This is a genomic window from Kitasatospora sp. NPDC058170, from assembly GCF_042883905.1.
Classification (GTDB): Bacteria; Actinomycetota; Actinomycetes; order Streptomycetales; family Streptomycetaceae; genus Kitasatospora.
The window spans coordinates 17,859-42,461 of record NZ_JBHVUV010000043.1 but is presented as its reverse complement, the minus strand read 5'-3'; the positions used below and the strand labels follow the sequence as shown (position 1 = coordinate 42,461).

Below are 24,603 nucleotides of genomic sequence, written 5' to 3'. Positions count from 1 at the left end.
GACGGGAAGGGGTCAGCGCTCGGCGGCGGCCGGGCGCGGGGCGCGCGGGTTGGGGCAGCAGGCCACCGCGCAGACGTCGTGGCCGGCGCCGAGCCGGCCGAGGGCGCAGCGGGCGGGGTCCTCGCCGCGCTCGGCGGCGGCCCGCTCCAGGACGAGTTCGCGGACGGCGGCGGTGAAGCGGGGGTCGGCGCCGACGGTGGCGGCTCGGCCGACCGGCAGGCCGAGTTCGGCGGCCTTGGCGACGGCCTCGGTGTCCAGGTCGTACTTCACCTCCATGTGGTCGGAGACGAAGCCGATCGGGACCATCACCACGGCCGGGGCGCCGTCGGCGTGCTGGGCCTCCAGGTGGTCGCAGATGTCGGGTTCCAGCCACGGGGTGTGCGGGGCCCCGCTGCGGCTCTGGAAGACCAGCTCGCACGGGCGGTCGGCGACCCCGGTGCGCTCGGCGACGCCGGCGGCGATCAGCCGTGCGACGTCGAGGTGCTGGGCGACGTACGCCCCGCCGGGCCGCCCGCGGGCCGGGTCGTCGGGCGCCCCGGAGCTCTCGGCCATGGCCTCCGGGATGGAGTGGGTGGTGAAGGCCAGCCGGGCGCCGTCCCGGACCTCGGCGGGCAGTGCGGCCAGTGCGGTCACGGTGGCGTCGATCATCGGCTCGACGAAGCCGGGGTGGTTGTAGAAGTGCCGCAGCTTGTCCACCCGCAGCTCGGGCAGGCCCTCCTCGGCGAGCACGGCGAGCGCGTCGGCGAGGTTCTCCCGGTACTGGCGGCAGCCGGAGTACCCGGCGTAGGCGCTGGTGGCGAGGACGGCGACCCGGCGGTGCCCGTCGGCGGCGATCTCGCGCAGGGTGTCGACCAGGTGGGGCGCCCAGTTGCGGTTGCCCCAGTAGACCGGCAGGTCGAGGCCGTGCTCGGCGAAGTCCTTGCGCAGCGCGGCCAGCAGCTCCCGGTTCTGCTCGTTGATCGGGCTGACCCCGCCGAACAGGAAGTAGTGCTTGCCGACCTCCTTCAACCGCTCCTTCGGGATGCCCCGGCCCCTGGTCACGTTCTCCAGGAACGGGACGACGTCCTCGGGGGCCTCGGGCCCGCCGAAGGAGAGCAGAAGCAGGGCGTCGTAGGGCTTCGTCGCAGCGGAACCGGCGCCGGGGGGTGAGGGATTGCGCACGTCGGACATGGGACCGATCCTGCCATTGAGGGCCCGGACGGCGTGGGCGGGGCCGCGCCGGGTGTCCGGAAAATACCGTTTGCCAAGGTACGTAAGCTGTGTGGGCCAGCCTCGTTCCTTACTCCCGACGGAGCTCCCGTGCTGTCCAGCTACCGCCAGATATTCGCCGCCCCCGGCAGTCTGGCCTTCTCCTCCACCGGATTCGTGTCCCGGTTGCCGATCTCCATGACCGGCATCGGCATCGTGACCATGCTCTCCCAGTTGAGAGGCTCGTACGGGGTCGCGGGCCTGGTCTCGGCGACGCTGGCGGTGTCCGCCGCGGTGCTGGGGCCGCAGGTCTCCCGGCTGGTGGACCGCCACGGACAGCGCCGGATCGTCCTGCCCGCCACCGCGGTCACCGTCGTCGCCGCGGTCGGGCTGCTGCTCTGCGCCCGGCTGGAGGCGCCGGACTGGACGCTGTTCGTCTTCGCGGCCGGCATGGGCGTGATGCCCAGCACCGGCGCGATGGTCCGGGCCCGCTGGGCGCACCTCTACCGGGACGACGCGCCCAAGCTGCACACCGCGTACTCCTTCGAGGCCGTGGTCGACGAGATCTGCTTCATCGTCGGTCCGATCCTCTCCATCGGGCTGGCCACCGCCGTCTTCCCGGAGGCCGGCGTGCTGCTCGCCGGCGTCTTCCTCGCGGTGGGCGTGGTGCTGTTCGCCGGGCAGCGCTCCACCGAGCCCCCGGTCCACCCGGCCGCGCGGCACGCCGGCAGCTCGGTGATCCTCAACCGCGGCCTGCAGGTGCTGATCCTGACCTTCGTCGCCACCGGCGCGATCTTCGGCTCGGTCGAGGTCGTCACCGTCGCCTACGCGGACGCCCAGGGCCACAAGCCGGTCGCCAGCGTGGTCCTCGCCCTCTGGGCGCTCGGCTCCTGCGTGGCCGGCGTGGTGTTCGGAACGCTCAAGCTCAAGGGCTCGATGGCCGGCCGCTTCTTCGGCGGCGTCCTGTTCATGGCGCTCAGCATGGCGCCGCTGCTGCTGGTGGCCGAGTCGGTGCACGGGGTCGGCGGGCTGATCGCGGTCGGCGCCGCACTGCTGGTCGCCGGTATCGCCATCTCCCCCACCCTGATCACCGCGATGGCCCTGGTCGAGCGGCTCGTCCCGGCCTCCCAGCTGACCGAGGGGATGACCTGGACGACGACCGGGCTCGCCCTCGGCGTCGCGGTCGGCTCCTCGGCCGGCGGCTGGGTCGTGGACGCGGCCGGCGCCCCCGCCGGATACTGGGTCCCGGTGACGGCCGGGGCGTTCGGCGTGCTCACCGCCCTGGTCGGACTGGGCCGCCTGCGGGCCGGTCTGTCCTCCGCCGAGGCCGGACAGGACTCCGCGCAGACCGTAGACCTCGAACGGTGAACTGACTACTCTCCTGCCTACTCGCGGGTCTACCCGCGGGTAGGAGGTCCGGTGCGGGCCCCGCCGGGCTCGCCGGGGTCCTCACCGGACCCCTCGGCGGCCGTGGCCGCCCCCGGAGCGCGCCGACACGTTCGGCCACGGAGCAGGAGGCACCGCATGCCCCAGGCCAGTACCGCACCCCGCACCCGCTGGACCAACTGGGCCGGCAACCAGAGCGCCCACCCGGCCAAGGTGGTCACCCCTGGCACCGCGGAGGAGCTGGCCAAGGAGATCCTGCGCGCCGCCGACCAGGGCCGGACCGTCAAGGCGGTCGGCTCCGGCCACTCCTTCACCTCGATCGCCGCGCCCGGGGACGGCGTCCTGGTCCGCCCGTACGCGATGACCGCCGTCCGCGGGATCGACCGCGAGGCCGGCACCATCACCGTCGAGGCCGGCCTCCCGCTGGCCCGGCTCAACCGGGTGCTCGCCTCGGCCGGCCTCTCGCTCGCCAACATGGGCGACATCGAGGTGCAGACCGTCGCGGGCGCCACCAGCACCGGCACCCACGGCACCGGCCGCGACTCCGGCTCGCTCGCCGCCCAGATCCGCGCGCTGGAGATCGTCCTCGCCGACGGCAGCGTGCGGCGCTGCTCGGCCACCGAGGACCCCCGGCTGTTCCAGGGCGCCCGGCTCGGCCTCGGCTCGCTCGGCGTGATCACCGCGCTCACCCTCGCCGTCGAACCGGCCTTCCTGCTCACCGCCCACGAACAGCCGATGCGCTTCGACGAGGTGCTCGACCGGCTCGACGACCTCACCGCCGTCAACGAGCACTTCGAGTTCTACTGGTTCCCGCACACCGACCGCTGCTCCACCAAGCGCAACAACCGCAGCCAGGGGCCGGCCGCCCCGCTGCCCCGCTTCAAGGAGTGGCTGGAGGACGACTTCCTCTCGAACACCGTCTGGGAGGGGGTCTGCCGGATCGGCCGCCGGTTCCCCGCCGCCGTGCCCTCGATCGCCTCCTTCGCCAGCCGCGCCTGGTCCGAGCGCACCTTCACCGACACCGCGTACAAGGTGTTCACCAGCCCGCGCAAGGTCCGCTTCATCGAGATGGAGTACGCCGTACCGCGCGAGGCCGTCGCCGAGGTGCTGCGCGAGCTCAGGACGATGATCGAGCGCTCCGACTGGCGGATCAGCTTCCCGGTCGAGGTGCGGTTCGCCCCCGCCGACGACCTCTGGCTCTCCACCGCCCACGGCCGCGACACCGCCTACATCGCCGTCCACCTCTACCGGGGCACCGCCGAGCAGGGCTACTTCACCGAGGTGGAGAAGCTGATGACCGCCCACCGCGGCCGCCCGCACTGGGGCAAGCTGCACACCCGCGACGCCGGGTACCTCGCCGGGGTCTACCCGCGCTTCGCCGAGTTCACGGCCCTGCGCGACGAGCTCGACCCCCGGCGCGTGTTCGGCAACGACTACCTCCGCCGGGTGCTGGGAGGCTGAGCCTAGGGCGTGGCCCCGACGCCCGCACCGACCGCGGCACTCGGGGCGGGCGGCTGCGGGGTCGGCCGGCCGGCGGCCGGCGAGGCGGCGCCGCCCGAGGGGGACGGCCCGGCGGACGGACCGGCGGACGGCGTCGGGCTCGGACCGGCCGAGGGCGACGCCTGGCCGCTGCTCCCCGCGCTCCGGCTCGCGCTCGCACTCGCACTCGGCTCCGGCCGCTCCGAGGCCGGGGCCGAGGCCCCGCCGCTCGCTCCGGAGGACGGCGACGCCCCGGAACCGCTCCCGCCCTGGGACGACGCACCGGACGGAGCACCCGAAGACGCCCCGGACGGAACGGCGGACGGACCGTGCGAGGGGTCGCCGGCCGGCCGGTCCGCCGACTTCGGGCCGACGGTGCCGCCCAGCGAGGTGCCGCTGCCCGACCCGCCCTGCACCGTGGCCGACACCGGCTGGCCGGTGGCCAGTTCGAAGGCGAGTATCGGCGCCATCGCCAGCACGAACACCAGCGAGGACATCGCCGCGTAGGTCTTCCAGGTCCACCGCCGACGCGCCCGGACCACCCGCGGTTCGCTCCACTCCGAGGAGAGCGCCGGCGCGGGCCTCCCGACCGCAGGGCCGGTCCGGTCGGTCGGCCCGGCCGGGGCGGCGGGTCCGGCGGGTTCGGCAGGCACCTGGCGCAGGCCGTTCACCGTCTGCACGGGTACGCGGTCCACCGCCTCGCGCAGCTGTTCGCCGGTGCGCCGGAAGAGGTGCTGGAACAGCGCACCGCCGGTGGTCGCTCCGACACTCACCACCGCCGCGCCCAGAATCGTTCCGTAGACGCCGAGTTCGGAGGCGAGTACCGCCCCCACCACGGCGGCCAGCGCACTCGCCGCGACCTGAGCCACACTCAGATCAATTCGCCTGCGACCTTCCCTGCCCCCCTCCTCGGCGGGCTTCTCCTTCGGCATCGACATCCCTCGGTCAGTACGACTGCTCTTCGAACAAGTCACTCCATCTTGCCCAAAGAAGGACACAAGGGTCGAAAATGCGGTTCTGCGCGCTCGATATATGTGAAGATGATCACCGTGCAGCGGCCAGTCGTCGGCCATGGGGTGTGCACGCTCTTGAGATTCCCGTGAATCACGGGAGACTTGAGCGGCGAGCCGCCCCTCCGGATGCCACGAATGGAGTACTGTTCGTAAAGCCTGAGCCTTGGGTCGACTTGTCGACTGCCTATCAACTGGCATATTGACAAAGAGCCACGGTGCAGGCACGCACGGCGACGCCCGTCCCGGATCGTCGCGTCACTGCGCGTGCGAGGACGGCCGGGACACCCAGACGCGACGTCGACGGATGACGTGGCAAAAAGGCAACCGTGCCACAGCGGCGTTCTCGGGCGTAAGCCCGACACGCCGGGGAACTCAGCAAGGTTGTGGCCAGTCGCGAGTGGGCAGGCCACACTCAGTACGGGAGCAGCGACGCAGGTGACGTCGGCAGGCACCACCCGGGAGGTAACCGTGCCCGAACTGCGGGTTGTGGCCGTCAGCAACGACGGCACACGGCTGGTGCTCAAGGCCGCCGACAGCACGGAGTACACCCTCCCCATCGACGAGCGGCTGCGCGCCGCCATCCGTGGTGACCGTCCGCGCCTCGGCCAGATCGAGATCGAGGTGGAGAGCCACCTCCGCCCCCGTGACATCCAGGCCCGGATACGAGCCGGTGCCTCCGCCGAGGAGGTCGCACAGGCCGCCGGCATCTCCGTCGACCGGGTCCGCCGCTTCGAGGGACCGGTGCTCGCCGAACGCGCCTTCATGGCCGAGCGGGCCCGCAAGACCGCGATCCGCCGTCACGGCGAGTCCACCGGACCGCAGCTGGGCGAGGCCGTCGCCGAGCGGCTCGCGCTGCGCGGCGCCGAGAAGGACACCGAGCGCTGGGACTCCTGGCGGCGCGACGACGGCACCTGGGAGGTCATCCTCTCCTACCGGGCCGACGACGAGGGCCGCAGTGCGTCCTGGACGTACGACCCGCCCCGGCGCCTGGTCCAGCCGAACGACGACGAGGCCCGTGCGCTGATCGGCGAGAACGTCGAGCGGGAGGAGGAGTCGATCTTCCCGTTCATCCCGCGGATCGCCCGGCTCCCCCAGGACCGGCCGCTGCGCCCGATGATCGACCGGCCCTCCGCCGACCGCATCATGTCGGCCCGCGAGGTACGCGAGTCCCGCGAGGCCACCGCCGACAACCGGGACTCGCTGACCAGCCTGCTCGACGTCGTCCCCGCCTTCCGCGGTGACCTCGCGGTCGGCCCCGCCCCGATCGAACCGGTGCCCGTCGAGGTCGCCGAGGAGGCGGAGGAGCCGGCAGCGGCCGCGGCGGCCGCCGCCCCGGCGGTCGGCGCGGGTTCGGCCTACGCGGACATCCTGATGCCGCGCGCGGTCGCCCCGCACCGGGAGCGGCTGGTCGGCACGACGGACCGTCAGGCCGAGGCGGACGGCGTCCGGCCGGGCCGCCGGGCCACGGTGCCGAGCTGGGACGAGATCGTCTTCGGCAGCCGGCGCAAGAAGCAGGAGTAACAGGAGCAACAGGCAGGAAGGGAGCGGGAGGTCGGCCCACGCCGACCTCCCGCTCCCTTTCCGTGCGCCGCGCCGGTCCGCCCCGGCGCCGGAGGTCAGCCCGGCTGGTCGGTGACCGCCACCGGGCGGCTCTCGTCGCTGGACCACTCGCTCCACGAACCCGGGTACAGGGTGGCCGGCAGGCCCGCCACCGCCAGGGCGAGGATCTGGTGCGCGGCCGTCACACCCGAACCGCAGTAGACCGCGAGCTCGCGCTCCCCCGCGCCCAGCGCCCGGAACCGCTCCGCCAGTTCGGCGGCCGGCCGGAACCTCCCGTCCGGGCCGACGTTCTCGGTGGTCGGCGCGGAGACCGCCCCCGGGATGTGCCCGGCGCGCGGGTCGATCGGCTCGGTCTCGCCCCGGTACCGCTCCCCCGCACGGGCGTCCAGCAGCAGCCCGGTCCGGGCCAGCGCGGCGGCGCCGTCGCCGTCCACCGTCGGCAGCTGCCCCGGCACCGGCTTGAAGTCGCCCGCCTCGACCGGCGGCACCTCGGTGGCCACCGGCAGCCCGGCCTCCTGCCAGGCCGCGAACCCGCCGTCCAGCACCCGCACATCGGGATGCCCGGCCCAGCGCAGCAGCCACCAGGCCCGCCCGGCCGCCAGCGAGGTCGCGCCGTCGTACACCACCACCGGCCGGTCGGCCGAGACGCCGAAGCGGCGCAGCGCGGCGCCGAACTCCTCGGTGTCCGGCAGCGGGTGGCGCCCGCCCCGCCCGGGCGGGCCGGCCGGAGCCGCGAGCTCGCCGTCCAGGGAGACGAAGTGGGCACCGGGCAGGTGTCCGGCCGCGTAGTCCTCGATGCCGGGCGGGCCGCCGAGCTGCCAGCGCACGTCGAGCAGGACCGGCGGGCGGGCGGAGCCGAGCGCCTCGTTCAGCGCGGCCGCCGAGATCAGCGGGGAACCGTCGTTGTTGGTGGTCATGGCGGTCATTCTCGCGCAGCGCAGCGGCCCCGGAGCTCTTTGTGCGGTCTTTGCCGGACTTTCCGCGCGGCCCGAGGGTTCGACGCGCCCCAGGGTGGAAGCATCACCCCCACGTGCGCAGTTCCGTGCGCCGACCGCCCGTTGAGGAGGCCCGCATGCCCGCGGTGAAGCTCCGTCTGGCCCAGGGCACGCCGTGCTGGGTCAGTCTGATGACCGACGACCTGGCCGGTGCCCGCGCGTTCTACGGCGAGCTGCTCGGCTGGACCTACACCCCGGGGCCGACCGGGCTCGGCGACTACGTCCGGGCGGAGCTGGACGGCGCACCGGTCGCCGGCCTCGGGGTCGCCTCGGTGGCGGGCTTCCCGGTGCAGTGGACCACGTACTTCGCGGCGGACAGCGCCGACGAGGTGGCCCAGCGGGTGCGGGAGTGCGGCGGCACGGTCGCGGTCGGGCCGCTGCAGTCGGAGCGGGCCGGGCGGCTGGCGATCGCCGCCGACCTGTCCGGCGCGGTGTTCGGACTCTGGCAGGGCGAGGAGCACCTGGGCCGGGAGGCGGGCCCCGAGCCCGGCGGTCCGGCCTGGGTCGAACTGCTCGCCGCGGACGAGGAGGGCGCGGCCGCCTTCTACTCCACCGTGCTCGGCCGACCGGTGGCGCCGGCCGGGGAGGACGCCGCGCTGCTGGTGGACGGGCGGCCGGTGGCCGGGATCCGCCACGGCCGCGAACTGCGCGGCCACCCGCCGCGCTGGCGGGTCCACTTCGCCGTGCGGGACGCCGATCTGACGGCCCGTCGGGCCGTCGAGCTGGGCGGATCCGTGCTGGTGGAGCCGCACGGCACCGGGCGCGGACGGGTCGCCCGGCTGGCCGACCCGCGGGGCGGCCACTTCTCGGTGGTCGAGCCGCGGTAGCCGGGTCGCGGTGGCCGGGCCTCAGGCCTGCTGCTCCTCGAAGGGCAGGACGTCCGGGGAGAGCACCGAGGCGCGGGCGGTGGCGGCGGTCAGCCGGCGGCGGTGGTGGCGGCGGCAGAGCACCTCGTAGCCGACCTCGTCCTCGCTCACCGTGATGTCGCCGATCACGACCTGGGCGCCCTCGACCACCATCACCCCGCCGACCGTACGGGCGTTGTGGGTGGCGCGGGCACCGCACCAGCACAGGGCCTCGACCTGGAGCACCTCGACCCGGTCGGCGAGTTCGATCAGCCGCTGGGAGCCGGGGAACAGCCGGGTGCGGAAGTCGGTGGTGATGCCGAAGGTGAAGACGTCGATGCCGAGTTCGTCGACCACCCGGGCCAGCTGGTCGACCTGCTCGGCGGCGAAGAACTGGGCCTCGTCGCAGATCAGGTAGTCCACCCGGCCGCCGGCCGAGAGCCGGTGCACGACATGGGCGTGGAAGTCGAAGTCGTCCGCCACCTCGACCGCCTCGGCCTGCAGGCCGAGCCGGCTGGAGATGGTGGCCGCGCCGGCCCGGTCGTTGCGGGTGAGGATGACCCCCTGCCGGCCGCGGGCGGCGTGGTTGTGGTCCATCTGGAGCGCGAGCGTCGACTTCCCGCAGTCCATCGTGCCCGAGAAGAACACCAGTTCAGCCATGGGTGGTGCAGAGGCCTTTCAGATCAGGGAGGTTCGGGCGCGGGTCACGGGCGCACTTCGAGCAGCGGCACGAACTGCTCCACCGGGGTCATCGAACCGTGCAGGCCGATCATCGCGGACTCGCCGGGCTCGTTGCGGGAGGCGATCACCGCGATGTCGTCGCGGGCCGCCGCGACCACGTCGCCGATCCGGTGGTAGACGCGGTCGTCCACCGCCGGGCCGAACCAGCCGGCCGCGATCGCCTCGTCCCGGGTGGCCACCCACATCCGGTCGCCGAGCACCTCGCTCCACACCGTGTGGACGTCGCCGGCCGCCCCCGGCACCGCGTAGACGTGCCGGGCCCGGCCCTCGCCGCCGAGCAGGGCGACGCCCGCGCCGAGCTCCCAGTCCTCGTCGAAGTCGATCCGGTCCTCGGGCGCGATGTCGATCATGCCGTGGTCGGCGGTCACGTACATCGCGGAGCGCGGCGGCAGCTGCTCGGCGAGCCTGCGGGCGAGGCGGTCGACCGCGTCCAGCGTCATCCGCCACTCGTCGGAGTCCACTCCGAAGCGGTGCCCCGCGCCGTCCAGCTCGCTCACGTAGGTGTAGACGAGCGCCCGGTCGTGCTCGGCCATCCAGCGGGCGGCCTGGTCCATCCGCTCCTCGCCGGTGGTCCGGCCGAGGAAGGAGCCGCCGGAGAGCGCCACCCTGGTCAGCGGGGTCTGCGCGAACAGCGGGGAGGAGACCTGGGCGGTCGCCACCCCGGCCGCGTGGGTCTGCTCGAAGACCGTCGGGTACGGCTGCCAGAGCGCCGGATCGGTGTGCGGCTGCCAGCGCAGCTGGTTCATCAGGTACCCGGCGCCCGGCACCGCCACCGTGTACCCGGCCAGGCCGTGCAGGCCCGGCGGGGTGCCGGTGCCGACCGAGGCGAGCGAGGTCGCGGTGGTGGAGGGGAAGCCGGCGGTCAGCGGGCGGCCGGTGCCGCCGAGCGAGCCGGCCGTCAGCGAGGAGAGGAACGGCGCGTACTCGGGGTGGCGCAGCAGCAGCTCCCAGCCGAGGCCGTCGACCAGGAAGACCACCACCCGGTCGGCCGGCGCCATCGGCAGCGTGGCGGAGAACCCGGGCACCCCGAGCCCGGCCGCGACCGAGGGCAGCAGGTCGCAGAGCGAACCGCTGCCGTACGGGGGCGCGGGGGCGGTGGCGGGGTCGAGGATCTCGAAGGAGTCGTAGCCGTCGGCGGGTGCGAAGGACATCGTGGCGGGTCTGGCTTCCTGGCTTTCGGTAAGGGCTCTGCTCAGACCCGGTTGGTGATCGTGGCGTCGGACAGCGCCCTGGCGAACAGCAGCGCCTGGGCGACCGTCTCCGGGCCGTCCCCCGCCTCGCTGACCCGAAGTGACAGGTCGTCAGCGGTGGCGGAGCCGGTGTAGCCGTGGTCCGCCTCGCAGTTCGGGTCGGAGCAGCCGGCCGGCTCCAGGTCCAGGCGCTGCACCGCGCCCCAGCCGATGGTCAGCACCACCTCGCGGGGCAGGGTGCCCGGGGTGTACGTCTCCGGGTTGGCGACCATCCGGCTCAGCACGACCGAGCCGATCCGGTCCAGGCGCACGCTCTCGGTGGAGGTGGTCGCGTAGGGGACGGCCGGGCCGGACTCGCCGCCGGACTGCTCGTCGGTGTGGCTCACCACGAAGCGGGTCGGGGTCAGCACCAGCACGGTCACGTGCCGGCGGACCTCGTTGGCGTCGAAGGTGGTCTCCTGGTGCACCAGGTAGGAGCTGATCGGCTCGGGGCCCACCGCGGACTCGACCGCCTCGGACACCAGGGCCGGGTAGTAGCCGCTGCGCTCGATCGCCGAGCGCAGGTCCTGAGTGGTGGTGGTACCGGTCTTGGCCATAACTCCATCCTGGCATGGTCCGCCGACGAAGCGGGCGGCACGGCGCCGAGCTTCCGGACAAGAGCGCCCCCGGGCAGGGCGCAACCTAGGAAGGTTACAGGGTGCTCATGGCGCGCGGGCCCAGATCACTGCGGACCGGCAGGGGCGCGATCCGTACCCGCGCCCCCAGGATCGCCAGCCCGTGCGGGGCCACGACCACGGGTTCGAGGTCCACCGAGGCGACCTCGGGGAGGTCGTCCACCAGCCGGGAGACCCTCAGCAGCAGCTCCTCCAGGGCGTCGGTGTCCACCGCCTCGGCGCCGCGCCAGCCGAACAGCAGCGGGGCCGCCCGTACCTCGCGGATCAGCCCGGCGACGTCCTGGTCGGTGGCGGGGACCAGCCGGTGGGCGACGTCGCCGAGCAGCTCGGCGGGGGCCCCGGCCAGGCCGAAGGAGAGGATCGCGCCGACCGCCGGGTCGACGGTGGCGCCGATCACGGTGTCCACGCCGCGCGGGGCGAGGCGCTGCACCACCAGCTCCGCCTGGGCGGCGCCGCCGAGCAGCACGTCCAGTTCGCGGTGGGCGCGGCGCAGGCCCGGCTCGCCGGTCAGGTCCAGCCGGACGCTGCCGAGGTCGGGGCGGTGGCGCAGGTGCCGGGCGGTGGCCTTGACGGCGACCGGGTAGCCGAGGACGGCGGCCGCCCGGACGGCGCTCTCCTCGTCGGGTGCGGGCAGCGTCGGGTGGACGTCGACGCCGTAGTGGGCGAGCAGCGCGGCGGCGTCCGCGTCGGGGAGGGTGATCCGCGCCCCGCCGGGCTGGGTGCGGGCCGCGATCGCGGTGCGGGTGCCGAGCGCCGCCTCGACCAGGGCGCGGGCCCCGGCCTCGTCGATCCGGTCCAGCTCGGGGACCCTGGCGGTCTCCTCGGCCTCGGCCATCCGGCGGCGCCAGTCGGCGTAGTGGACGGCGTGCGCGAGGGCGCGGACGGCCCGCTCGGGCGCCGGGTAGGCGGGGATGCCTCCCGGGCGCAGCCGGGCCGGCAGGTCGGTCAGCGCCAGGTGGGCGAGCACCAGGGGTTTGCCCAACTCCTTCGCCCGCTGCCCGGCTTCGAGGAGGGCGGCGGCGATCTCCGGATCGTCCGAGCCCATCTCGGGGTCGTCCGGGCCGGTCAGCCGGCCGCCCATGAAGGCGTGTGCGGAGGTGCCGATCGGCGGGATGGCGACGGCGATCACCGCGTCCACGGCCGGGTCGGAGAGTGCCACGTCCAGGGCGATCCGGAAGTTCTCGCCGGTCGCGGCGGTGGTCAGGTCGACGGGGGTGCGCGGGCGCAGGCCTGCGCTCAGGCAGGCGTCGTGGGTGAGCAGGCCGAGCGAGTCGGAGTTGCCGACGACGGCGACCCGGTCGCCGGGCGGCAGCGGCTGCAGGGCGAGCAGCTCGCCGGTGTCGTACAGCTCGGTGATGGTCTCCACCCTGGTCACGCCGGCCTGCTCGAACAGGGCGTCCACCGTGGCGTCGCGCAGTCCGGTGGCGGTGGCCGGGACGGCGTGGCCGGGCGGCAGGCTGCCGGTGTGGCGGGCGCCCTTGACCACGACGATCGGCTTGGCGGTGGCCAGCCGGCGGGCGATCCGGGTGAACTTGCGCGGGTTGCCGAAGGACTCCAGGTAGAGCAGCACCACCTCGGTGGCCGGGTCCTCCGCCCAGTACTGGAGGAAGTCGTTGCCGGAGACGTCGGACCGGTTGCCGACCGAGGCGAAGGAGGAGACGCCGAGGCCGCGCCGGTGGGCGGCCTCCAGCAGGGCGACGCCGATCGCGCCGGACTGGCAGAAGATGCCGAAGCCGCCGCGGTCGGGCAGGACGGGGGCGAGCGAGGCGTTCAGCGGCTGGTCGGGGTCGGTGTTGATCAGGCCGAAGGCGTTCGGGCCGAGCACCCGCATCCCGGCCGCCCGGGCCTGGCGGACCAGGGCGCGCTGGCGGTCACGGCCCTCGGGGCCGGTCTCGGCGTACCCGGCGGTGACCACGACCAGGCCCTGGACGCCGTGCGCGCCACACTCGGCGACGGCCGCGGGGACGGCGGCGGCGGGGACGGCGATCACCGCGAGGTCCACCGGGCCGGGGATCTCCAGGATCGAGCGGTGGACCGGGACGCCGTCCAGCTCGGTGCCGGGCGGAGCGTTGCGGTTCACCGCGTACACCTGGCGGTCGGCGCCGGGGGGCTGGGCCGCCTCGGGGGGCTCGGCTGCCTCGCGGGGCTCGGCGTCCTCGGGGGGCTGGGCTGCCTCGGGCTGGCCGCTGTCGGGGAGGGCGCTCTCGGGGATGCCGCCGAGCAGGTCGCGCAGGATCGCCCGGCCGACGGTCTGCGGGTTGCGCGAGACACCGAGCACCGCGACCGAGCGCGGGGTGAGCAGCCGCTGGACGGACCGGGCCTCGGCGCGGTGCTCGCGCGCCCGCATCACGGCGAGCGAGGCGGCGGTCGGCTCCAGGTCGAACTCCAGGTGCACCACCCCGTCGGCGAAGCTGCGGTGCTGGGTGTAGCCGGCGTCGGTGAAGACCTTCACCATCTTGCGGTTCTCCGGCAGCACCTCGGCCTGGAAGCGCCGGATGCCGCGTTCCTGCGCCACCGCGGCGATGTGCTCCAGCAGCGCCGAGGCGACCCCGCGGCCCTGGTGGGCGTCCTGCACCAGGAACGCCACCTCGGCATCGGTCCCGTCCTCGGAGGGCCGGCCCTCGGCGTCGATCCGGTCGTAGCGGACGGTGGCGATGAAGTGGTCGCGGATCACCACGGCGAGGCCGACGCGGTTCACGAAGTCGTGGTGGGTGAAGCGGCGGACGTCCCGGTCGGAGAGCCGCGGGTAGGGCGCGAAGAAGCGGAAGTACTTGGACTGGTCCGAGACCTGCTCGTAGAAGTCGACCAGCCGGCCGGCGTCGCCGGGGGTGATCGGCCGGATCCGGGCCGTGCCGCCGTCCCGCAGCAGGATGTCGGCCTCCCAGTGCTGCGGGTAGTCCGGTCCGGGCTGCTGCGGGTCCCTCGCCGGGTCCTTCCGCAGGTCCTTCCGCGGGCCCTGCCCAGGGTCCTTCGGCAGGTCCTGGTTCGGCGTCGGTACCGCGGAGTCGTCCACATTCGTCAGGTTATCCGGCGGCGAGCCGAATGGCGCCGGACCTGCGCCCACGGCAGGGTGGGCAGGGCCACTGGCCGGGGCTTATGCCCCCGAAAGAAACAATCACAACTCCCGAACGCGGCGGCTCGCAGGGGTCGCCTGCATGCAACACTGGTCTAGACAACATGGCCGCCACCCCCAGCACGGCCGTGACCAGCTTCACCGGAAAGGCACGTCTCATGGCCGAGCGCCGCGTCACCATCGGTTGGGCCGAGGGCCTGCACGCCCGTCCCGCCTCCATCTTCGTCCGGGCCGTCACGGCCACCGGCGTGCCGATCACCATCGCCAAGCCGGGCGGCAACCCGGTCAACGCCGCCTCGATGCTGGGCCTGCTCGGCCTCGGCGCCCAGGGCGGCGAGGAGGTCGTCCTCGCTTCCGACGCCGAGGGCGCCGACGAGGCCCTGGACCGCCTCGCCAAGCTGGTTCAGGAGGGCCTCGACGAGCTGCCGGCCGCCGCCTGAGCACCGTCGTGAGGAGGGGGCACCGCTTCGGCGGTGCCCCCTTTCGCGTGCCCGGCCTCTTTCGCGTGCCCGGCCTCTTTCGCGTGCCCGGCCTCTTTCGCGTGCCCGGTCCCTTTCGTGCGCCCGGTCCCGGCTACGGGCGGTGTTCGGCCACCGGACCGGGCCGGGTTCAGCCCTCGCGCCGGGCGGGGTTCAGCCGCCGGGCGGGGCGGGGTACGGCCCGGCTGAACACCGTGAGCGCACCGTCCGGGAAGCGGCTGGGCGCCGGCGGGCCGTGCAGGTGCTCGGCGAGCTCCCGGCCGATCCCCAGGATGTCCGGCCAGTCGTCCAGCCGCGGACAGGCCCCCTCGACCACGCCGTCCCAGTCCTCGTCCGAGGTGTGGCCGGCCCGGTCCAGGACGAAGCCCTGGCAGCCCGACCGGAACGTCGCCACGATCCGCACCAGGGCCCGAACCACCTGCTCCTGCCGCTCGCCCAGCCCGTCCAGCCCGAACTCGACCACGATGCCGTTCCCCGTGGCGCGCACCGCGGTGAACACGTCGCTCGCCGCGTCCAGCCAGAGCTGGAAGCTCACCCCCGGCGAACCGGCCTCCAGGCCGTCCAGCAACTCGGGTTCGGAGACGCTCCGTTGCTCGCCCCAGGCGCCCGGCGCGTCCCCGATCACGGTGATGGCGCCGGTCAGCGGGTTGCGGGCGGCCAGGCCGAGGGCGGCCAGCCGCCGCAGCACCACGGCCGCCTCCCGGCGCGACCACGGTGCGCGGTACCAGAGCAGGAACCCCTCGTTCATCGCCGACACCCCGGTGGCTCAGACGACGACCACATGCTGCTTCCCGAGCAGGGTCCGTGCCTGGTCGAGGACCCGTTCCGCGGTACCCCGCTCGAAGTAGACGCGTGCCGGAACACCGCGGTCCTGCGCCGCCCGCCGAAGCACCTGCAGCCGGTGGGCGACCTTGGTGAGTTCGCCGGGCTTCGCGCGGCCCAGCACCATGATCAGTGATCCGTCCCGGCCGATCACGTGCACGGCGGCCTTGCCCAGACCGTCCAACTGCACCACCGCGTCCGGGTCCTGGCCCGGCAGCAGCACCCGGCCCCCGGTCAGCGCGGCCACCTCCAGCACGGCGCCGGGGAGCGCGGGCGCCGGCGGGGTCGGTGCGGCACGGCTCCCGCCGGCGCCCGCACCCCCCGGCGTCGACTGCGCGACCGCAGCGAACCGTTCGATCGCCGCCCCGACGACCTGCAGCACCGGGACCGCCTCGGCCGCACGGCGCAGCACCGGCTCCACCCCGAGCAGCTCGGTCCCGTGAGCGAGGGCGAGCACCGGCAGCAGCGCCGGATCGCCCGCCGCCGTCGCGAGGTCGAGGCAGGCCCGCCCGAGCCTCGCCGTGGCCCCCGTCACCGCCGACAGCAGCGCTCCGTCGTAACCCCGCCCGCGCCAGATCGCCGACCAGTGCCGCTCGGCCGCGCGCACCTCGCTGGACGCGCTGCGCTCCCCGAGCAGCCGCACGCCCACGGCCATGTCGACACCCGCCTCGGCGAGCGACGTTGTCGCGGACTCCCAGGCGAGCCCCGCCTGGGCCAACAGTTCGGCACCGACCTGTCCGGGCCCGCCCGCGCGCGGCAGCGTCCGCTCCCGCAGGGTGTCGGGCGGGACGAGGAACGGCAGCAGGTCGGGGTGCGCGTGGACGGTCACGGCGTCGCTGGCGTGGTCGGCGTGCAGGTAGTTGTTCGCGGTCGCGACCAGGCAGTCCGCCATCAGCCCCACCGCGCCCCAGGCCACCACGGCCGCCCGCTGAGCGGCCGCCGCGGCCTGGTCGTACGCCTGGGCGAACACCGCCGCGGCCGGTCCGGCGGCCATCCCCGGCGTGCCGGCCAGCCGGGCGACGAGCAGCCGCACCGCCTCGTCCACCTGGTCCTGGCCGCGAGCCAGGCTCTTCGCGACCTGGTGGAGGTCCTCCGGGTCGAGGGTCACCCGCAGCCGGACGTCCGAACCGGTCACCGCACCCCCCACATCCGGTCGTTGGCGTCCCGGGCCGTGCGGTAGTTCTGCTGCGCCTGCACCACCACGGCCCGCAGCCGTTCGAGCGCGGCCCGGAGCTCGGCCGACCCGGCCTGCCACGCGGCGAAGCGCTGCCGGAACTGGTAAGCAGCCTCCCCCTCCCAGGATTCGGCCAACCGCGCCAGCCCCTGGTCGAGTTCGGCCGTCAAGGCGGCCAGGCGGCCGGCTATCGCCGTCAACTCGTCCTCGTGCTCTTGCAGAACGCCGGAGTCCAGGTGGAGCAGTGGAAACATCGACCACAACTCTCTTGTCAGCGACGGTTTCTGGCAACCGTAGCGTAACTTCCGGACACCGCCGACGGCCGCTCGGAGACCGTCGCGCGCACTCCGGCCCGACCCGTCGGACACGCTTTCGAAATCCGTTCGACCAGGGCCGGTGTGCGTTCGAGTACGGCCCGCGGTGCGGGGGAGGCGCCCGGCCCCGCGCGGGCGGCCTCCCGTACCGGCCCGCGCTCCGTCAGCCGGCCGGATCGAGCGTGACCACGGCCAGCCCCGCCGGACCGCCGAAGGCCAGCGCCGGGGCCGAACGGGCAGCGGTGGCGCAGGCGGCCAGGGACAGGACCTGGCGACCGGTCACCACGGCCAGGAGCTCGCCCCCGCCGAGCGGGTCCCACAGCCGGACCGTGCCGTCCGCCCCGCCGCTGGCCAGCAGGACCCGGCCGTCGGGGCCGGAGTCCGGTACCGCCAGCCCGTGCACCTCGTCCGCGTGGCCGGTCAGCATCTGTCCGGTCGGGCGGCCGGTCAGCGCGTCCCAGAGCCTGATCGTGCCGTCGGCGCCGCCGGCGGCCAGCAGCCTCCGGCCGTCAGGGGTCGCGAACACCACCACCGAGGTCACCGGGCCGTCGTGGCCGGTCAGTTGCGTCTCGACCTGCACGTGCCGGAGCGGGTCCCAGAGCTGGACGGTGCCGTCGTCGCCGCCGCTCGCCACCAGCACCCGGCCCGCCGGGGTGGTGAACGCCGTCAGGCAGCGCACCCAGTCGCGGTGGCCGCGGAGCTCGACGACCCGACGCGGCCCGTGGCGCATCGGGTCCCAGATCCGCACGGTCTCGTCGACCCCGCCGACGGCCAACCGCGGCCGGCCGTCGGCGCCGGGGAACGCCGTCAGCGCGAGGACACCGCCCGCATGCCCGGTCAGCGGCTCGCCGACCGGCAGACCGGCCACCGGATCCCACAACCGGACCGCGCCGTCGTCACCCCCGCCCGCCACCAGCACCCGGCCGTCACCGGACACCACCGCCGCCACCGCGCGAACCCCGCCCGCGTGCACCCAGGGGGACTCGCCGACCAGCCGGTCCTGCTGCGGATCCCACACCCGCAGCCGGCCGTCCTCACCGCCGGCCGCCACCAGCATCCGACCGTCCGGACCCGTGCACACCGCCACCGCGGCCACCCCGGCCGCCCGCCCGGGCCCCGGCCCGGCACTGCTCCGCCCTGCGGCACCCGGTACCGCCACTGCGGCAGCCACCGCCGGCCGGCCCGGGCCGGACACCTCCGACAGGTCCCACACCCGGACCGTGCGGTCCTCCCCGGTGCTGGCCAACAGCGGCCGGCCGTCGGCGGCGGTGAAGGCCGCCACCGCGAGGACACCGCCCGCATGCCCGGTCAGCGGCTCGCCGACCGGCAGAGCGGCCACCGGATCCCACAACCGGACCGTGCCGTCGTCACCCCCGCTCGCCAGCAGCACCCGGCCGTCCGGCAGCGCACCCACCGCCACCGAGCGGACCCACCCCTCGTGGCCCGCCAGCGGGTCGCCGACCGGTGCGTTGCGGTCCGGGTCCCACACCCGCAGCACGCCCTCGTCGCCCGCCCCGGCGAGCAGCACCCGGCCGTCCGGGCCGGTGAACGCGGCCACCGTCCCGAGGTCCCCGCTCAGCCCGGTCAGCGGGGTGCCGGCGGCCTCCCCGAGCTGCGGGTCCCACAGGCGCAGCACGCCGGCGCCGTCGCCGCTCGCCAGCAGCACCAGGTCGGGACGCAGGGCGAAGCCCGCCACCGAGCGCACCCAGTCCCGGTGCCCGGCCAGCGGCGAGCGGACGGCACGGCAGGCCACCGGATCCCAGAGCCGCACGGTGCAGTCCTCGCCACCGGTGGCCAGCAGGGTCCGGCCGTCCACGCCGGTGAACACCGTGATCGCCAGCACCCGCCCGTCGTGGCCGGTCAGCGGCCCGCCGACCGGCAGAGCGGCCACCGGATCCCACAACCGGACCGTGCCGTCGTCACCCCCGCTCGCCAGCAGCACCCGGCCGTCCCGGACGGTCACGGCCGCGAGGGCCGCCACCCGGCCCCCGTGGCCGGTCATCGCCTCACCCACCGGCTCCCCCGTCGCCGGGTCCCAGATCCGCAGGGCACCGCCCGCGTCCCCGGTGGCCAGCCAGGTCTCCCCGTTCGCCGCGGTGAAGGCCGCCAGCGCCGACGGCGTGTGCGGGACCGAGGCCAGCACGTTGCCCGGCACGCTCCACCGGCTCCACACCGGGGCCAGCCACGACCCCGCGAGCTGCGGCTCTCCCACGGCGGACCGGCCGTCCGCGGAGGCGTGCCGGGCCAGGACCAGACTCGCCACCCGCGCCCGGTGGTCGGCTCCCCCGAGGAAGGGCTCGATGCGCGACCAGGCGGCCAGCCACCGCCGGCCCTCCCGGTCGGCCACCGGCAGGCCGAGCAGCCCCCGGACCGCGCCGCCGGTGTGCCAGGGCAGCACGTCCGGCGGCAGGTGGCGGTCGTCCAGCACCCCGCCGAGCGCGGCGTGGCGGGCCAGGTGGCGGGCGATGTAGGGGTGCGGGATCCGGTCGCGCCCCCGGTCGGCCAGGGCCTCGGCGATCCGGCGGTGGGCCGTCCGCGGCTCCCACCAGGGCCCGGGCGGCGGCGCCGGGGCCCCGGCCGCGGCCCGGGCGGCCGGATCGTCCGCGGGTCCGACGCCGTGGCCCGGGTCGTCCGCCGACCACAGCAGCCGGTGCGGCTCGGTGCGCAGCACCTCGGCCAACCGCTCGTGCGTCGGCCGGTAGACGGCCCTGCCGTCCTCCGAGTCGTAGCGCAGGTACCCCGCCAACCGGCTGTCGAGCAGCAACGCGACCATCCGGTCCGGCACCGGCGTCGCCCCGACCGGTCCGTCACCGGCCAGCGCCTCCGCCAGCAGCGGCCACACGTCCGCCCGGGGCACCCCCGCGCCCTGGGCGAACGCCCCGGCACCCAACAGCGCCAGCACCGTCGGCGCCGGAAGCTCGGGCGTCGCCACCTCCGCCAGGTCCTGGCGGAGCAGCCCCACCGTCCCCTCCCCCAGGGACGACCACCACCGCTCGTCCCGCAGCAGGCCCGCCGGGTCGGGGGACTCCCGCAACTGGCGGCCGGCCAGGCGGGCATCCAGAAAGGACGGCGCACACCGGCGCGCGACCTCGGTCAGGTGCGACCGGTACCGCCCGCCGACCGCCCCCTCCTCCGGCAGCAGCGCCCGCAGATAGCACTCGATGTCCGCCGCCGTGTCCGCGCCGTCCGTCCGCAGCACCTCCGCCCCCGGCAGCACCCGTTCCAGCAGTCGCAGCAGACCCGCGTCCTCCACCGCCCGCCCGACCACGCTGCGCACCCCGATGACCAACCGGAGCCCCCCACCCGCCTGCCCGCCCTCCGCAGCCCCGCCCGCGGCAGTGAACCGCGCCAGCGGGGCTATCAGCCCGGTGACCAGCTGGTACGGCGCCCGCGCCTCGTCCAGACCGTCGACCACCAGCGTGACCAGCCGCCCGGCACCCGCCAGCACCGCCAGCAGCTGCTCACGGAGCTGGAGCACCCGGTCCGCACCACCCACCTGCGCCGTCGGCGGGCACCCGAGACCGACCAGCACCCGCTCGAAGATCTCCGCGACATCCAGGTTCCGGGCCAGCACCGCGACATCGATCGACCCGACTGGCGGGACGGTGCGTTCCGGCGCCTCCGTCACCGCCGCGGCGTACCGCTCCTCGGCACGGAACGACGCGTCGCTCAGCGTGACAGCCCGCGCGATCACCGCCGACTTCCCGGTACCCGTCGCACCCGACACCAGCAGCACCCCGGCCGGGCCCGCCAGGAAGTCCGCCACCACCGCGGTCAGACGACTGCGGCCGGCGAAGTACCAGCCCCCGTCCTGCCTCCCCGTGCGGCCACTGGCCCGCTCCACCCAGTCGTCCAACTCGGCCCGGGTGTCGGCCACCTGGCTGAGCTCCGGCGCCACCAGCGCGGGCACCGACCGGTACCCGGGGTTCGGCAGGCAGAGCGTGGCCTCGTTGGCGTTCTGCGCCTTCAGCAGCTCGGTCGGGATCCGCAGCGACAGCCCGCGCGCCGCATCCTGCAGGGCGCCGACGAAGTCGTTCACCGACAGGTACGGCGTGGTGATCGCGCCGGTCTCCCGCAGGTGCTCGTACGCCTCCGCCAGCACCTCGCTGAACTCCCGCACCTGGACCGGCTCGTAGACGTCGGTGGTGACCACCACCGCCAGGCGCGCCGTGCTCCGCCGGTCGGCGGCGATGTCGTTGCGCAGCCGGGCGAGCTCCGCCTCCGCCCCGCGCGCGTCACAGGTGTTGACGATCACCAGGACGTGTTCCGCCAACGAGTCCAGCACCGCGGCGGCGAGGTCCATCGTGCGGTACGCCGTGGCCGGCAGCCGCTGCGGATCCGACGCCGGCAGGCGCAGGTAGTGGTAACCGGACCGGGCGGTCTTCCCGTGGCCCGCGATGTACAGCACCAGGGCCGTCGACGGCCCGGCCTCCCGCAACCCCGCCTCGTGCACGAAGTCCTCCACCGCCCGGCGGCCGTCGAGCTTCTCGGCGTGCACCGGCCTGAACCCGCGCTCGTCCAGCTCCGGACCGCACCACCACCGCTCGACCGTGTCCCGCTGCTCCGCCACCCCGGCGGTGAACTCCAGGTCACCGTCGTGGTAGTCGGGCACGGTCACCGTCACCAGCAGCCGTTCGATCCCGTCGCCGCCGTCCGGGGCCAGGTCGGAGCGGTCTGTCGGAGGGTCAACTTCCGGCAAAGGCAAGAACATTCACGCTATTGTGCCGATCCATGCGAAGCCCGGCAGCGGATCCCGCACACTCGACCACCACCCGAGCCCTCACCGGCCGCTCGCCGGTCGCCCCGGACATCAGTCAGGACGCGGTCGTCGTCGTCCCCGGCATCATGGGCAGCGCACTGCGCAACGCCCACACCGGAGAACCCGTCTGGGGCCTGAGCCCGAAACTGCTCGCCGGGTTCTGGAGCGACCCCGACCGCCTCCGGGTCCTGCACCTCACCCCGGCCGAACGCGAGGGCCGGTACGGCCGGATCGAACCCGCCGGCCTGCTCACCGCCTCCACCTGGGCCCCCTTCCTCAAGGGCGTCGAGCCCTACACCGACCTCGTGGACACCATCCGCGAGGTGGTCGCCGACCGCGCCGCCGTCCTGGAGTTCGCCTACGACTGGCGCCTGCCGGTCGCCGTCAACGGCGCCAGGCTGGCGCACGCCGCCCGCCGCCACCTCGCCGCCTGGCGCACCCACCCCGCCCAGGACGACGCCCGACGGCTGCGCCCGGACGACCGGCCCGCCCAACTCGTCTTCGTCGCCCACTCCATGGGCGGGCTCGTCACCCAGGAGGCGATGGCCGCGGATCCCCGGCTCGCCGTCGACACCCGCGCCGTGGTCACCCTCGGCACCCCCTTCGACGGATCCGTGCTGGCCACCACCATCCTCAACTCCGGACGCGGCGGCCCCGCGGCACTGCCCCGCCGTGCGCTGCGCGACCTCGCCGCCACGCTCCCCGGCGTCCACGACCTGCTGCCCCGGTTCCTCTGCGTCGACTCCGGCGCCGAGGCGCACCGGCTCGGCCCCGCCGGCGTCGCCGCCCTCGGCGGGGACCTCCACCTCGCCACCGCCGCCGAGGAGTCCCACCGCCACCGCAGGACCGCGCCCCTGCCCCGACACCGAGCCGTGGTCGGGACCGCCCAGCCGACCCCGCAGAGCCTGCGGCTTCGCGACGGCGTCGTCCACGAGCAGTACGCCGGGTTCACCAGCCACTCCGACGACACGCCGGTCCGTGACGGCGACGGCATTCCCGTCCTCACCGACCGGGCCGGCGACGGCACGGTCCACCAGGACAGCGCCTCACGCGGCGGCGACGCCATCACCTACCTCCCCCTCCAGCACGGGGCACTCGCGGCGGACCGCAGCGCGCGGCACCACGTCCGCGCGGTCATCACCGAACGCGACCGGGTACTCGGCCCGAGCATGGGGACCGACCAGGTCGGCCTGGACGTGCCCGACCTGGTCGAGGCCGGCGTCCCCTGGCAGCTCCACCTCCCCGGCGCCGACTCCACCGCCCACGTCGGCCTCACCGTCCAGGACACCGGTGGCGACACCCCCGCGACCTCCCCCTGGCCTTCCCTCCGGGACGGCCGGATCGGAGCACGGGTCACCCTGCCCGCACCCGGCCTCTACCGCGTCACAGCCGTCGTCAGCGGCCAACCATCGATCACCCAGCTCGTCCTGGCCATCGCCCCCGGCCTCGGCTAGCAGCCACTTCAGCCGCCCACGCATGTCCAGAGCAGGCGGACAGCACGAGGAGGGCCCCGACCGTGTCGGGGCCCTCCTCGTGTCGGCGGTCAGCCCTTGACGCAGACGACCTGCTTCAGGTGCGCCACCACCTCGACGAGGTCCTTCTGCTGGGCCATGACCTTCTCGATCGGCTTGTACGCGCCGGGGATCTCGTCCACGACACCGCTGTCCTTGCGGCACTCCACGCCCTTGGTCTGATCGACGAGGTCCTGCGTGGTGAACCGCTTCTTCGCCGCGCTGCGGCTCATCTTGCGGCCCGCACCGTGCGAGGCCGAGTTGAACGCCGACTCGTTGCCGAGTCCGCGGACGATGTAGGAGCCGGTACCCATGGACCCGGGGATGATGCCGAGGTCGCCGGAGCCGGCCCTGATCGCGCCCTTGCGGGTCACGAGCAGGTCGACACCGTCATACCGCTCCTCCGCAACGTAGTTGTGGTGGCAGCTGATCACCTCGTCGAAGGCCACCTTCGCCTTCGGGAACTCACGACGGACGACGTTCTGGAAGAGCGCCATCATGACCGCCCGGTTGTTCTTGGCGTATTCCTGTGCCCAGAACAGGTCTTGGCGGTAGGCGCCCATCTGCGGGGTGTCCGCGATGAAGACCGCGAGATCGCGGTCGACCAGCCCCTGGTTGTGCGGAAGGGACCGGGCCACGCCCATGTGGTGCTCGGCCAGCTCCTTGCCGATGTTGCGCGACCCGGAGTGCAGCATCAACCAGACAGTCCCATCGCTGTCCAGGCACACCTCTGAGAAGTGGTTGCCGGCTCCCAGCGTCCCCATCTGCTGCATGGCCCGCTCGCGGCGCCACTTGACCTCGTGGGCGACCCCGTCGAAGCGCTGCCAGAAGTCGTCCCAGCCGGCCGTCGCGAAGCCGTGGAGCTTGGCCGGGTCGACCGGGTCGGTGTGCAGGCCGCGGCCGACCGGGATGGCCTGCTCGATCTTGGAGCGGAGGCGGGAGAGGTCGTCCGGCAGGTCCTTGGCGGTGAGCGAGGTCTTCACCGCGCTCATTCCGCAGCCGATGTCCACGCCGACCGCCGCCGGGCAGACCGCGCCCTTCATCGCGATGACGGATCCGACCGTCGCGCCCTTGCCCAGGTGGACGTCGGGCATCACGGCGAGGCCGTGCAGCCACGGCAGCGAGCTGATGTTGCGCAGCTGCTGCATGGCCTGGCCCTCGACGGTGGCCGGATCGGTCCACATCCGGATCGGGACCCGGACGCCGGGTACCTCGGTGTACGACATGGTTGAACGACCTCCAAAGGTCGGCTGGTTCAAGCCTAGGTGTGCTGCCGCGCGAAGAGTCCCGGCGCGGCTCGGGGAAGATCTGGGTCCGGCGGCGCTCAGGCGGCCAGGGGGCATCGGGAGGACGGCCTCGGGGAGCGCGATGTGGTCGGCTCGACCCGCATGGTGACCGCC

Annotated in this window: 18 protein-coding genes; 6 read left to right on the top strand and 12 right to left on the bottom strand. The window is 74.6% G+C overall.

Annotation, left to right across the window (positions count from 1 at the left end):
- Window positions 1–12: 12 nt before the first annotated feature.
- Window positions 13–1,170, bottom strand: coding sequence for a ferrochelatase (locus tag ACFVVX_RS34435; protein ID WP_387951583.1), 1,158 nt, complete (start codon window positions 1,168–1,170; stop codon window positions 13–15).
- A gap of 129 nt (window positions 1,171–1,299) precedes the next feature.
- Between ACFVVX_RS34435 and ACFVVX_RS34430 the strand changes: the two genes are divergently transcribed.
- Together ACFVVX_RS34430 and ACFVVX_RS34425 are read left to right on the top strand one after the other, a co-directional pair.
- On the top strand, window positions 1,300–2,556 hold the full coding sequence (locus tag ACFVVX_RS34430) for an MFS transporter (RefSeq protein ID WP_387951581.1): 1,257 nt from the start codon (window positions 1,300–1,302) through the stop codon (window positions 2,554–2,556).
- Window positions 2,557–2,712: 156 nt separating this feature from the next.
- Window positions 2,713–4,035 (top strand): D-arabinono-1,4-lactone oxidase, encoded by a 1,323-nt coding sequence (locus tag ACFVVX_RS34425; protein ID WP_387951579.1) that lies wholly within the window; start codon window positions 2,713–2,715, stop codon window positions 4,033–4,035.
- 2 nt (window positions 4,036–4,037) lie between these two features.
- Here ACFVVX_RS34425 and ACFVVX_RS34420 read toward each other — a convergent pair whose 3' ends face one another.
- Window positions 4,038–4,922 (bottom strand): hypothetical protein, encoded by an 885-nt coding sequence (locus tag ACFVVX_RS34420; RefSeq protein ID WP_387951577.1) that lies wholly within the window; start codon window positions 4,920–4,922, stop codon window positions 4,038–4,040.
- A 579-nt stretch (window positions 4,923–5,501) separates the two neighbouring features.
- Here ACFVVX_RS34420 and sepH point away from each other — a divergent pair.
- Complete coding sequence (gene sepH / locus ACFVVX_RS34415) at window positions 5,502–6,587, top strand: septation protein SepH (protein WP_387951575.1); 1,086 nt, start codon at window positions 5,502–5,504, stop codon at window positions 6,585–6,587.
- A 95-nt stretch (window positions 6,588–6,682) separates the two neighbouring features.
- Here the strand turns inward: sepH and ACFVVX_RS34410 are convergent, their stop codons facing one another.
- Window positions 6,683–7,543, bottom strand: a complete 861-nt coding sequence (locus ACFVVX_RS34410) for a sulfurtransferase (protein ID WP_387951573.1) — start codon at window positions 7,541–7,543, stop codon at window positions 6,683–6,685.
- Window positions 7,544–7,698: 155 nt separating this feature from the next.
- On the opposite strand from ACFVVX_RS34410, the gene ACFVVX_RS34405 reads away from it, so the two are divergent.
- Window positions 7,699–8,448, top strand: coding sequence for a VOC family protein (locus ACFVVX_RS34405; RefSeq protein ID WP_387951572.1), 750 nt, complete (start codon window positions 7,699–7,701; stop codon window positions 8,446–8,448).
- Between the two features lie 21 nt (window positions 8,449–8,469).
- Here ACFVVX_RS34405 and ACFVVX_RS34400 read toward each other — a convergent pair whose 3' ends face one another.
- The 4 genes from ACFVVX_RS34400 to ACFVVX_RS34385 form a co-directional block, all read right to left on the bottom strand.
- Window positions 8,470–9,126, bottom strand: a complete 657-nt coding sequence (locus tag ACFVVX_RS34400; RefSeq protein ID WP_387951570.1) for a thymidine kinase — start codon at window positions 9,124–9,126, stop codon at window positions 8,470–8,472.
- 44 nt (window positions 9,127–9,170) lie between these two features.
- On the bottom strand, window positions 9,171–10,358 hold the full coding sequence (locus tag ACFVVX_RS34395; protein ID WP_387951568.1) for an alkaline phosphatase family protein: 1,188 nt from the start codon (window positions 10,356–10,358) through the stop codon (window positions 9,171–9,173).
- A gap of 41 nt (window positions 10,359–10,399) precedes the next feature.
- Window positions 10,400–10,993: a DUF5998 family protein gene (locus ACFVVX_RS34390; protein WP_387951566.1), complete on the bottom strand. Its 594-nt coding sequence runs from the start codon at window positions 10,991–10,993 to the stop codon at window positions 10,400–10,402.
- Between the two features lie 94 nt (window positions 10,994–11,087).
- Window positions 11,088–14,012: a GNAT family N-acetyltransferase gene (locus tag ACFVVX_RS34385; RefSeq protein WP_387951601.1), complete on the bottom strand. Its 2,925-nt coding sequence runs from the start codon at window positions 14,010–14,012 to the stop codon at window positions 11,088–11,090.
- Between the two features lie 290 nt (window positions 14,013–14,302).
- Here ACFVVX_RS34385 and ACFVVX_RS34380 point away from each other — a divergent pair, with 290 nt between their 5' ends.
- Window positions 14,303–14,584, top strand: coding sequence for an HPr family phosphocarrier protein (locus ACFVVX_RS34380; protein ID WP_387951599.1), 282 nt, complete (start codon window positions 14,303–14,305; stop codon window positions 14,582–14,584).
- 169 nt (window positions 14,585–14,753) lie between these two features.
- Here ACFVVX_RS34380 and ACFVVX_RS34375 read toward each other — a convergent pair whose 3' ends face one another.
- The 4 genes from ACFVVX_RS34375 to ACFVVX_RS34360 all read right to left on the bottom strand — a co-directional run bounded on the left by ACFVVX_RS34375 (window position 14,754) and on the right by ACFVVX_RS34360 (window position 21,644).
- A complete protein-coding gene (locus ACFVVX_RS34375; RefSeq protein ID WP_387951564.1) occupies window positions 14,754–15,371 on the bottom strand; it encodes a hypothetical protein in 618 nt (205 codons plus the stop codon).
- A gap of 18 nt (window positions 15,372–15,389) precedes the next feature.
- The gene (locus ACFVVX_RS34370; protein ID WP_387951562.1) at window positions 15,390–16,580 is read right to left on the bottom strand and encodes a hypothetical protein; all 1,191 of its coding nucleotides are present in this window, start codon (window positions 16,578–16,580) and stop codon (window positions 15,390–15,392) included.
- Window positions 16,577–16,873 (bottom strand): WXG100 family type VII secretion target, encoded by a 297-nt coding sequence (locus ACFVVX_RS34365; RefSeq protein ID WP_387951561.1) that lies wholly within the window; start codon window positions 16,871–16,873, stop codon window positions 16,577–16,579. The genes ACFVVX_RS34370 and ACFVVX_RS34365 overlap by 4 nt, the downstream gene beginning before the upstream one ends.
- A gap of 223 nt (window positions 16,874–17,096) precedes the next feature.
- The gene (locus tag ACFVVX_RS34360; RefSeq protein ID WP_387951559.1) at window positions 17,097–21,644 is read right to left on the bottom strand and encodes a hypothetical protein; all 4,548 of its coding nucleotides are present in this window, start codon (window positions 21,642–21,644) and stop codon (window positions 17,097–17,099) included.
- A 20-nt stretch (window positions 21,645–21,664) separates the two neighbouring features.
- Between ACFVVX_RS34360 and ACFVVX_RS34355 the strand changes: the two genes are divergently transcribed.
- Entirely contained in the window at window positions 21,665–23,146 is a 1,482-nt protein-coding gene (locus ACFVVX_RS34355; RefSeq protein ID WP_387951557.1) for a hypothetical protein, read from the top strand.
- A gap of 89 nt (window positions 23,147–23,235) precedes the next feature.
- Here ACFVVX_RS34355 and ACFVVX_RS34350 read toward each other — a convergent pair whose 3' ends face one another.
- Window positions 23,236–24,429 (bottom strand): RtcB family protein, encoded by a 1,194-nt coding sequence (locus ACFVVX_RS34350; protein WP_387951555.1) that lies wholly within the window; start codon window positions 24,427–24,429, stop codon window positions 23,236–23,238.
- Window positions 24,430–24,603 lie beyond the last annotated feature (174 nt).